A 10,287-nucleotide genomic window follows, 5' to 3' on the forward strand; every position below is an offset into this window, starting at 1 on the left:
TTCCCTGGAGACTGCACCATGCCCCAGCACAGCTTGCTGCGCACCCCTGTACCCCTTGATCACGCCTGCGCCGTGGCCGCCCAGCATGCGTCCAGCGCCGACAAGCGCTGCGCCCTGGCCGAAGAGGTGGTGGACGCGCTGACCGCCGCCGGCTTCGCCCGCCATTTCGTGCCCCGCGAACAGGGCGGCCAGCCCGGCACCTTTGCCGAACTGTCACAACGCGTCATCGCCCTTGGCAGTGCCTGCCCCTCTGCCGCCTGGTGCGCGGTGATCCAGGCCGTCACCGGGCGCATGGCGGCCTACCTGCCCCCCCTTGCGCAGACGGAAATCTGGAGCCGTGGCCTCGATGTACGCCTGTCGGCCTCGTTCCGCTGCACCGGCACGGTAGAGACCACGGCAGAGGGCTGGCGCCTCTCCGGCACCTGGCATTACCTGTCGGGCATCGACTTCGCCCGCTGGGCCCTGGTGCTGATCGAGCCCAAGGGCCAGGAGCGCGAACCACGCTTTGCAGCCGTGCCGTCCCATGCCTGGCGCGTGCTGGACGACTGGCAGACCCTGGGCATGCGCGGTACCGGCAGCCGCTCCATCACCCTGGACGACGTGCACGTGCCCAGCCACATGACCTTTGCCCGCAGCGACCTGGTCAAGGGCCGCGCCCGCCACGCCCAAGGGCCGCAGTACCAGGCCTCGCCGGTGGGCTCGGACCCCGCGCTGTTCCTGTCCTGCGCCCTGGGCGCGGCCAGCCACTGCCTGGAACAGTGGGCGCAGGTGCTGGGCGCCAGCACGCTGCCCAACGAACTGGCCATTGCCTACGCCAGCGCCTGCAGCGCGGTCGATACCTGCCGGTTGCTGCTGCGCAACGCCTGCGAGCTCACCGACCAGGGCGAACTGACCCCGCTGCAGGTAGCGCGCAACGCCCGTGACGGCGCATTTGCCGCGCAACTGCTGCTGGACGCCATGAACCGCGTGTTCCGCCTCAGCGGCGCGCACGCCCATTACAGCACCAGCCAGTTGCAGAAGACCTGGCGCGACGTGCAGACGCTGACCTCGCACATCGCCCTGCGCCCCGAATTCAACTTTATCAGCTACGCCAACCAGGCCCTGGCGCCCAGCGCCCAGGCCATGCCACCCCTCATGAGGCACCAATGATGAACAGCGCAGCACCGAGCATTTTCGACGCCACCCCCCAGCACCCGGTACAGGCCATTCACGCCTGGCTGGCGCAGGCCAAGGCCGCCGAAGTCATCGAGCCGACCGCCGTGGCCTTCGCCACGGCCAACGCCCAGGGCATTGCCTCCAACCGCATCGTGCAGATCCTTGATGTGTCGGCCGCCGGGCTGGTATTCGCCACCCATGTCAACAGCCCCAAGGGCGCCGACCTCCAGGCCACCGGCTGGGCGTCCTGCGTGTTCCATTGGCCGCAGGTGCAGCGCCAGGTCATCGTCAGCGGGCCGGTGGAGGCGCTGGGCGCCGGCCAGTCCGATGCCCTGTGGGCCGCGCGGCCACCACAGTCCCACGCCATGTCGGTGGTCAGCACGCAAAGCGCGCCGCTGGCCGATGAGCAGGCGCTGCGCGAGCAGGCCCTGGCCGCCGGCGCGCTTGGCGGCCTGGCGCGGCCACCGAAGTGGGCCGGGTTCATCCTGCGCCCGCACCTCGTCGAGTTCTGGCAGTTCGCCCCGGACCGTCTCTACAAGCGCCTCAAATACGAGTGGGCCCAGGGGCAGTGGACTGCCTCGCGCCTGCAGCCCTGAGCGCAGCGCCACCCCTAACCCTTTCCCTTGCAACAGGAGTGAGTCATGGCTGGTATTCCCTCTATCTCGTCCTACCGCCTGCCGCACCGCGATGAAATCGCGCCCAACGTGGCACCGTGGCAGGTGGACCCGCAGCGCGCCGTGTTGCTGGTGCACGACATGCAGCGCTTCTTCCTGCGGCCACTGCCGCCCCAGGACCTGGCGCCGGCCCTGGTGGGCAACGTCGAAACGCTGATCGGCCGTGCCCGTGCCCATGGCATGCCGGTGGCCTACACCGCCCAGCCCGGCGGCATGACCCCGCAGCAGCGCGGCCTGCTGCGCGACTTCTGGGGTGAAGGCATGAAGGTCGACCCCCAGGACCGCCACCTCGACGTACGCTGTGCCTCGCGCGACGGCGACTGGCTGCTGACCAAGTGGCGCTACAGCGCCTTCTTCAATACCGACCTGCTGCGGCTGATGCGCGAGCACGGCAAGCAGCAGTTGATCATCTGCGGCGTGTACGCACACATAGGCATCCTGGCCACTGCAATCGAAGCGTTCAGCCATGACCTCGAGACGTTCATCGTCAGCGACGCAGTGGCTGATTTTTCCCGCCAGGACCACGTTGCGACCCTCAACTATGCCGCACAGGCCTGCGCCTGCATTGTCGCCACCGGGGAGGTGCTGGCATGAATGCCTCGCTGCTCACCCGGCTGCGCCAGGCGCCGCAGGCGCTGGGGGCGTTCGCCTTGTTGATTCGTGCAGGGCAGGGCGGCGTGCCCACCCTGGAGATCCTGCGCGGCGCCACCTTCGAGTGCCAGCGGCTGGACCAGATACCGCTGCCGCCCGCCGACCACGTCGGCCCCTGGCTGCTGAGCCTGGTGCCGTACCGGCAGGTCAGTGAACGCGGCTACGACTGCATCGACGACGGTGAAAGCCTGCGCCTGATGCAGGTGCAAGAGTCGCAGACGGTGGCGCTGCACCTCGCCCTGCAGGAATGGCCCGGCACGCCGGTGGCCATCGGCGCCGGTGCGTTCGACATCGACGACGACGCCTACGCCCAGCTGGTGCGGGGCATCATCGGCAACGAAATCAGCAACGGCGAGGGCGCCAACTTCGTCATCAAGCGCACCTGGCAGGCCAGCATCGAGCAGTACTCGCTGGGCAGTGCGCTCACCGCCTTCAAGCAGTTGGCCCAGCAGGAAAGCAAGGCCTACTGGACCTTCCTGGTGCACACCGGCGAGCGCACCTGGATCGGCGCCTCGCCCGAGCGCCACGTGTCGCTGCAGGCTGGCGTTGCGTGCATGAACCCCATCAGCGGCACTTACCGCTACCCGGTGGGCGGCGCCACCCTGTCCGGCGTGCTGCAGTTCCTGGACGACCGCAAGGAGAGCGACGAGCTGTACATGGTGGTGGATGAGGAGCTGAAGATGATGTCCTCGTTCTGCCCCGACGGTGCGCAGGTGATCGGCCCGCGGTTGAAGATGATGTCGCGGCTGGCGCACACCGAATACGTGCTGGAAGGCCGCTCCGACGCCGACCCGCGCACCATCCTGCGGCAGACCCTGTTCTCGCCGGCGGTCACCGGCAGCCCGGTGCAGAACGCCTGCCGGGTCATCGCCCGTCACGAGGCCTGTGGCCGCGGCTATTACGCCGGGGTGCTGGCGCTGTTCGGCCGCGAGGCCTCGGGGCAGGTGGCGCTGGACTCGACCATCATGATTCGCACCGCCGACATCGATCAGGGCGGTACCCTGCGGGTGTCGGTGGGCGCCACAATCGTCCGCCATTCCGACCCCGCCAGCGAGGCGCAGGAAAGCCGGGTCAAGGCCCAGGCCATTCTCAACGCGTTCACCCAGTCGTCGCTGCTGGACGTGGAACAGTCGCCCGCCATCGCCGCCGCGCTGGCCCAGCGCAACGCTGGCATCTCGACCTTCTGGCTGGCCGACTTCCAGGCCCGTCGCAGCGTTACGCGCGAGCTGGCCGGGCGCGAGTTGCTGATCATCGATGCCGAAGACAGCTTCACCGAAATGCTCGGCCAGCAGCTGCGGGCGCTGGGCGTGAAAGTGTCTATCGCCAGCGTCGATGACTGGCGCGTGCAGACCGGCAACTGGGACCTGGCGCTATTCGGCCCGGGGCCGGGAGACCCCGGCCACCCCAGCGACCGGCGCATCAATGGCCTGCGCGCTGCACTGAGGCAGGCGCTGGCGCACGGCAAGCCGTTCATGGCGGTGTGCCTGAGCCACCAGCTGCTGTGCCTGGAACTGGGCCTGCCCGTCGGCCGGCTGGCGCAGCCCAACCAGGGCGTACAGGTGCCTATCGACTACTTCGGTGCGCCGCAGAAAGTGGGCTTCTACAACACCTTCTGTGCTCGCCACCCGCACCCCAGCCTGCTGTACCACGGCCAGCGCGTGGAGGTCTGCCGCGATGCCGCAAGCCATGAAGTGCACGCCCTGCGCGGCTCGGGCTTCTGCTCCACGCAGTTCCACCCCGAGTCGATTCTGACCGAGCGTGGCCCGGCGCTGCTGGCCGAGGCGCTGCTGCATATCACCCGCGACGCCCGTGGCCTGGCCACGGCCATTCCAGCCCTGATGTGAAAGGACACACCATGCACACCTACGATTACGTCATCGCCGATGCCTTCACCGAGCAGCCCTTGAGCGGCAACCCGGTGGCGGTGTTCACCCATGCCGAGGGCCTGAGCGCCGAGGACATGCAGCGCATAGCCCGCGAGCTGAACCTGTCGGAGACCACCTTTGTGTTCCCACCGCGCAAGGACGGCGATTATTGGGTGCGGATTTTTACCCCGGTGAACGAATTGCCTTTCGCCGGCCACCCCACCCTGGGCACCGCCGTGGTGCTGGGCCAGGACTTCGCCGGCCCGCTGCTGAAGTTCGAGACCGGCATGGGCACCGTGCCGTTCCAGCTGCAACGTGACGCCAGCGGGGCGCTGGCTGCGGTGCAGATGGACCAGCCGGTGCCCACCTGGTCTGCCTACGAGCACGCCGATGTGGTGCTTGAAGCCCTGGGCCTTGAGCGCTCGACCTTGCCGGTGGAGATGTACGTCAACGGCCCGCGTCACGTGTTCGTGGGCCTCAAGGACGTGGCCAGCCTGGCCGCCCTGAAACCCGACCTGCGCCTGCTGGCGCCATTGCCGGACGTGGCCATCAATTGCTTCGCCGGGCACGGGCGGCAGTGGCGCGCACGCATGTTTTCGCCGGCTTACGGCGTCACCGAAGACCCGGCCACCGGCTCCGCCGCCGGGCCCCTGGCACTGCACCTGATTCGCCACGACCGCCTGGCCTTCGGCGAGGCCATCGAGATTGTGCAGGGGGTGGAAATTGGCCGCCCCTCGCTGATGCGCGCCCAGGTGCACGGCAGCCTCGGGCGCATCGGCCCGATCCAGGTCGGCGGCAGCGGCGTCATCGTCGCCCACGGCACGTTCAGCAAGTGGTAAGCCCCCTCAACACCACACTTTCAATCCCAAGGAGACACCCATGAGCAAGCAAGCAGTCACCAACCCCTGGCCCGCCGAACAAAGTACCCTGCGCGAACTCAACCGCGCCACCGTCGAGGACTACATGAGCCGACGCGGTGAGGGGCGGCTGACCCGCTACCAGCTGTTCGCCGAAAACGGCTCGGCCGGGCTGTGGACCAACGACACCCTGGCCCCCATCGTCTCGCGCAGCCACGCGGTGCTCAAGCGCCATGGCGCCTGGTCGCTGGAGTGCTTCCCGGACTGGGAGTGGACCAACGTGCAGATCTTCGAGACCCAGGACCCCAACTACTTCATCGCCGAATGCGACGGCGAGGGCGCCATCAACTTCCCCGGCTATGAGCCCGGCCATTACGCCAACCACTTCTTCCATACGTTTTACCTGCACAACGGCAAGATCACCGAGCAGCGCGAATTCATGAACCCCTACCGCCAGATGGTGGCCCTGGGCATTCCCATCACGCCAATTCGCCGCGCCGGCATCCCGGTCGACTGAGGCTCACCTGCGCCTGGGCCCGGCCCAGGCATCTGCCATTCCCGCAACCGCACGCAACCATGGGGCACAGCATGCAAGACCAGCGCAAATTCCTGAAAAGTGGTGAGGCATTCAAGCAGTCACTGCGCGACGACCGTACGGTGATCTACCAGGGCGAACAGGTAGAAGATGTCACCACGCATTTTTCCACCGCCGGCGGTATCGCCCAGGTGGCGCAGATCTATGATGAGCAACTGGCCGGCGCCAATGATGACCTGCTGACCTACCGGCGCGCCGACGGTTACCTGGCGTCGTCGGCCTACATGGCGCCACGCAGCAAGGACGACCTGGCCCAGCGCCGGCGCGCTATTCGCCACGTGGCGCAGAAAACCTGGGGCACCCATTGCCGCAGTCTGGACATGATTGCCAGCTTCTCGGTGGGCATGCTCGGCTACATTCCCACCTTCCAGAAGAAATGCCCCGAGTACGCGGAGAACATCGCCGCTTATCACGACTACGCCGAGCGCAACAGCCTGTACCTGTCCGAGGCCATCGTCGACCCCCAGGGCTACCGCGCCCGCTCCACCGGCACCGCGCTGGACCTGCCGGCGCCAGACCGGGCGGTGATGCGCATCACCCGTGAAAACGAGCGTGGCATCTGGATCAGTGGCATCAAGGGGGTGGGCACCGTCGCGCCGCAGTCCAACGAGATCTTCGTTGGCAGCCTGCACCCGGCCAATAGCGCCGAGTCGTTCTGGGCCTACGTGCCCACCAACGCCGAAGGCGTGAAGATTTTCTGTCGCGAAGCGGTCTCGCGCCCCGGAGCCACGGCGTATGACCACCCGCTGACCTCCAAGGGCGAGGAGGCCGAGGCCATGGTGGTGTTCGACAACGTGTTCATCCCGCGCTGGCGGATCATGGCGGCCAACACCCCGGAACTGGCGCATGCGGGGTTCTTCAACCTGTTCACCTCCTACAGCCACTGGTACACCCTGGTGCGCCTGGAAACCAAGGCCGAGCTGTACGCCGGGCTGGCCAAGGTCATCCTGGAAGTGCTGGGCCTGGAAGGTATTCCGGTGGTGCGCCAGCGGGTCAGCGAAATCGTGCAGTTCGCCGAGATCCTGCGGGGCATGTGCATCGCATCCATGGAGACGGCGACGATGTCCGAAGGCGACATTCTGCTGCCCGGCCCCAACGCCTTGGCGGCAGGCCGGGTGTTTGCCATGGAGAAGCTGCCGCGCATCCTCCATCTGCTGCGCGAGCTGTGCGGCCAGGGCCTGATCCTGCGCTTCCCGGAGAAAGACCTGGACAGCAACGCGGCGTTTGGCCAGAAATTTTCCTGGTTCCTCGACACCCAACGGGTCGGCGCCCGCGAGAAAAACCTGCTGATGAACCTGGTGTGGGACGTGGCCGCCAGCGAGCACGCCATGCGCTCCCTGGTGTTCGAGGAGCAGCACGCCCTCAGCGAACCGTTGCTGCGCGACCGCCTGGTGCTGGATTTCGACTACCGCGAGGGCGCCGGCCTGGTGCGCCGCACCGTGGGCCTGGAGGCGCGCTGACCCCTGCGCGTTTTGCCAAAACCTAAATCCGAATCGCCTAAGCATGCGCCCAGAGCAGGCAGGGCGCGGATTTTATAATGGCCGCGAAGCGTTCGGGCGCACTGCCGTTGCGGTCTGCGCCGCAGCGGCGGATGCCGTTTACCCACTGAAACAAGGAAATTACCGATGTCTGAACACACCCGCCTGTCCCGCGAGGTCATTCTGATAGACCACACCAGCGGTGAGCTCAAGGCCGAACATTTTGCCATTGTCGAGACCACCGCGCGCACCCCGGGCCCCGGCGAGGTGCTGGTGCGCAACCGCTGGTTCCGCGTGTCCATTTCCACCCGCCTGATGGCGGAGCAGGGCGCCGAGGAGGTCAAGGGCATTCCCTTCCCGCCGCTCAACCCCGGCGACACCCTGGCCGATGGCGCCCTTGGCGAAGTGGTGCAGGTAGGTCCGGGCTGCGACCTGGCCGTGGGCAGCCTGGTGATGCACCCGCTGGGCTGGCGCGAATACGCCGTGGTGCCGGCCGCCCAGTGCAAGCGGGTAGGTACCGCCGACGTCGACCCGGCCGCCTGGCTGGGCCACGGCTGGACCGCTTTTGCTGCGCTGCGCGAATGTGCCCAGGTGCGCCCCGGCGACACCGTGCTGGTCACCAGCGGCGCCGGCGCCATCGGCTCCATGGCCGGGCAGATTGCCCGCCTGTTGGGCGCCGGCCGGGTGATCGGCACCACCAGCGGCCAGCAGAAGGCCCAATGGATGCGCGAAGCACTGGGTTACGACGTCGTGGTGACCCGCGACGGCGGCGACTTCCGCACGCAACTGGCGGTGGCCGCCCCGGACGGTATCGACGTGATCGTCGACATGGTCGGCGGCGAGCAACTGGCGGCTGCCATTGAACAAACCCGCCACGGTGCACGCTGCGTGCTGCTGGGTGCGTTGACGGCCGAGTTGAACCCGCGCAACGCAACGCTGAAGGCGTTGGTGGAGGTGGACACTTTCCAGTTGATTCTCAAGGGCGTGACCGTGCGTGGTTTCAGCGCCGACGAGCATGCGCCGACGCTGTTCGACGCCTGGTTGCAGCAGGCGCAGGCGTGGCAGCGCGAAGGCCGAATCCAGCTGGCGCATACCTTGGTGAAGGGCCTGGACAACGCCCCCTTGGCGTTGCAGGAAGCTTGTGCTGGGCGGCTCAAGGGCCTGGTCATGGTGGAGCTTGCAGCGCTATGAACAGCAAAGTCATGGGTATTTCCGATAACGCGGCGCCAGCGATTGCCGCACCTGCGGTGCAGTCATGGCTGCTGTGGGCGGGTTTCATTCTGGTGTCGCTGAACCTACGTCTGATTTTTGCCACCGTCGGGCCGCTGCTGGAGACCCTGCAGCTGGGCTTCAGCTCGACGCTGCTGGTGACCACCTTGCCACTGGTGCTGCTGGGATTGTTTTCCATACCCGGGGTCAAGCTGCGCCATTGGCTGGGCGAGGAGCGCGCCCTGTTCGGCGCCCTGGCCTTGTTGGTGCTGGGCTGCGGCTTGCGCGGTTTCGGCGAGCTGGCGCTGATCGCCGGCACAGTGCTGGGCAGTGCCGGCATCGCGGTAATGAACGTGATCATGCCGGCCCTGGCCCGCAAGCGGTTCGGCCCTCAGCGCATGGGCTTGGTCATGGGCGTGTATGCGCTGATGCTCGGCGCCGGGGCGGTGCTGGGTGCCAGTGTGTCGCTGCCGCTGTCGCAAGCCTTGGGTGCAGGCCAGCCCGGGGCCTTTGCATCCCTGGGGCTATGGGCAGTGCCGGCGCTGCTGGCGCTGCTGGTATGGCTGCCGCAGCTGCGTCACAAGGCGGCCGTCGTTGGCCATGGGGGGCACGCCAGCGCGCCGGTCAACGTCTACCGCGACCGCACGGCCTGGGCGATCACCTTGTTCTTCGGCCTGCAGGTGCTCAACCTGTTCGTGTTCCTGCCGTGGATGCCCACGTTGCTCAAGGACCGCGGCACCACGCTGGCCGAGGCAGCGCTGGTGTTCTCGCTGTCCCAGATCTGCCTGATGGTGGCCAGCTTCGTCACGCCATTGGTGGCCGCGCGCAGTCGGGATCAACGGCCGCATATCGTGCTGACGGTGTTGTTGTGCCTGGCCGGCACCCTGGGGCTGTTGTACATGCCGGTGGGCAGCGTGCTGGCGTGGGCCTGCCTGTTGGGGGTTGGCCAGGGCGCGGGGTTGTCGCTGGGCACCTTCCTGTTCGTCGGCAAGGCGGCCAGCATCGATACCGCCACGCGCATCTCGGCCATGGCGCAGACCGTCGGTTACCTGATTGCGGTGGCAGGGCCATTGTTGATCGGCGCGCTCTACCAGCGTACCGGCGACTGGAACCTGCCAGTGCTGATCCTGGCGGGCATTCTGTTGCTTGAGCTGGTGGTGGCATTGCCGGCCGGCCGCGACGTCAAGGTTTGAGCACGCCAACGAGGGAGGCATGAGCATGGTGGATGCAAGCAGCTTTCGCGATGCAATGGCAATGCTGGGGGGCGCCGTGTCGGTCATCACCACCGACGGCGCGGCGGGGCGCCATGGCTTCACGGCGTCGGCGGTGTGCAGCGTCACCGACACGCCACCCACGCTGCTGGTGTGCATGAACCGCGCATCCCAGGCCAATGCGCCGTTCAAGGCCAACGGCGCGGTGTGCGTGAACGTGCTGGCCGGCGCCCACCAGGCGCTGTCGGCCACCTTTGCCGACCGCCGCCTGAGCATGGAACAACGCTTCGCCGCCACCGCCTGGAGCACCCTGAAAAGCGGTGCGCCGGTGTTGGACGAAGCCCTGGTGAGCTTCGACTGCCGCATTGCACAGGTGCATGAGGTGGGCACCCACAGCGTGTTCTACTGCACCCTGCACGGCATCCGCCAAGGCGGTGCGGGGCAGGGGCTGGTGTACTTCAACCGCGCCTACCACCGGCTAGGCTAGGCGCCAAGCGCAACCTGAAGCAGCTGGGCAGGCGTGCGCCGGTCCTGCTGCTGCCAGTCAAGCTTATTGTTTTATAACGGTTTTATGGAAGTCAGTGGCACTTGG

The 10,287-nt window shown here is 67.2% G+C and carries 10 protein-coding genes; all 10 read left to right on the forward strand.

Annotated features, from left to right (window positions below):
• Positions 1-18: 18 nt before the first annotated feature.
• The 10 genes from RAM80_RS30960 to RAM80_RS31005 all read left to right on the forward strand — a co-directional run bounded on the left by RAM80_RS30960 (position 19) and on the right by RAM80_RS31005 (position 10,182).
• On the forward strand, positions 19-1,149 hold the full coding sequence (locus tag RAM80_RS30960; RefSeq protein WP_416424173.1) for a hypothetical protein: 1,131 nt from the start codon (positions 19-21) through the stop codon (positions 1,147-1,149).
• Positions 1,146-1,751 (forward strand): pyridoxal 5'-phosphate synthase, encoded by a 606-nt coding sequence (locus tag RAM80_RS30965; protein WP_416424174.1) that lies wholly within the window; start codon positions 1,146-1,148, stop codon positions 1,749-1,751. Before RAM80_RS30960 ends, RAM80_RS30965 begins: the two co-directional genes overlap by 4 nt.
• Positions 1,752-1,796: 45 nt before the next feature.
• Positions 1,797-2,423, forward strand: coding sequence for an isochorismatase family protein (locus tag RAM80_RS30970; protein ID WP_416424175.1), 627 nt, complete (start codon positions 1,797-1,799; stop codon positions 2,421-2,423).
• Positions 2,420-4,324, forward strand: coding sequence for an anthranilate synthase family protein (locus RAM80_RS30975; protein ID WP_416424176.1), 1,905 nt, complete (start codon positions 2,420-2,422; stop codon positions 4,322-4,324). The genes RAM80_RS30970 and RAM80_RS30975 overlap by 4 nt, the downstream gene beginning before the upstream one ends.
• Before the next feature lie 11 nt (positions 4,325-4,335).
• Entirely contained in the window at positions 4,336-5,184 is an 849-nt protein-coding gene (locus tag RAM80_RS30980) for a PhzF family phenazine biosynthesis protein (protein WP_416424177.1), read from the forward strand.
• A gap of 40 nt (positions 5,185-5,224) precedes the next feature.
• Entirely contained in the window at positions 5,225-5,719 is a 495-nt protein-coding gene (locus RAM80_RS30985; RefSeq protein WP_416424178.1) for a PhzA/PhzB family protein, read from the forward strand.
• Positions 5,720-5,790: 71 nt separating this feature from the next.
• Positions 5,791-7,257: a 4-hydroxyphenylacetate 3-hydroxylase N-terminal domain-containing protein gene (locus RAM80_RS30990; RefSeq protein ID WP_416424179.1), complete on the forward strand. Its 1,467-nt coding sequence runs from the start codon at positions 5,791-5,793 to the stop codon at positions 7,255-7,257.
• A gap of 165 nt (positions 7,258-7,422) precedes the next feature.
• Positions 7,423-8,466, forward strand: a complete 1,044-nt coding sequence (locus tag RAM80_RS30995; RefSeq protein WP_416424180.1) for an MDR family NADP-dependent oxidoreductase — start codon at positions 7,423-7,425, stop codon at positions 8,464-8,466.
• Entirely contained in the window at positions 8,463-9,677 is a 1,215-nt protein-coding gene (locus RAM80_RS31000; protein WP_416424181.1) for an MFS transporter, read from the forward strand. The genes RAM80_RS30995 and RAM80_RS31000 overlap by 4 nt, the downstream gene beginning before the upstream one ends.
• A 25-nt stretch (positions 9,678-9,702) precedes the next feature.
• A complete protein-coding gene (locus RAM80_RS31005) occupies positions 9,703-10,182 on the forward strand; it encodes a flavin reductase (protein WP_416427598.1) in 480 nt (159 codons plus the stop codon).
• Positions 10,183-10,287 lie beyond the last annotated feature (105 nt).

The organism is Pseudomonas sp. App30 (assembly GCF_047947025.1).
GTDB lineage: Bacteria > Pseudomonadota > Gammaproteobacteria > Pseudomonadales > Pseudomonadaceae > Aquipseudomonas.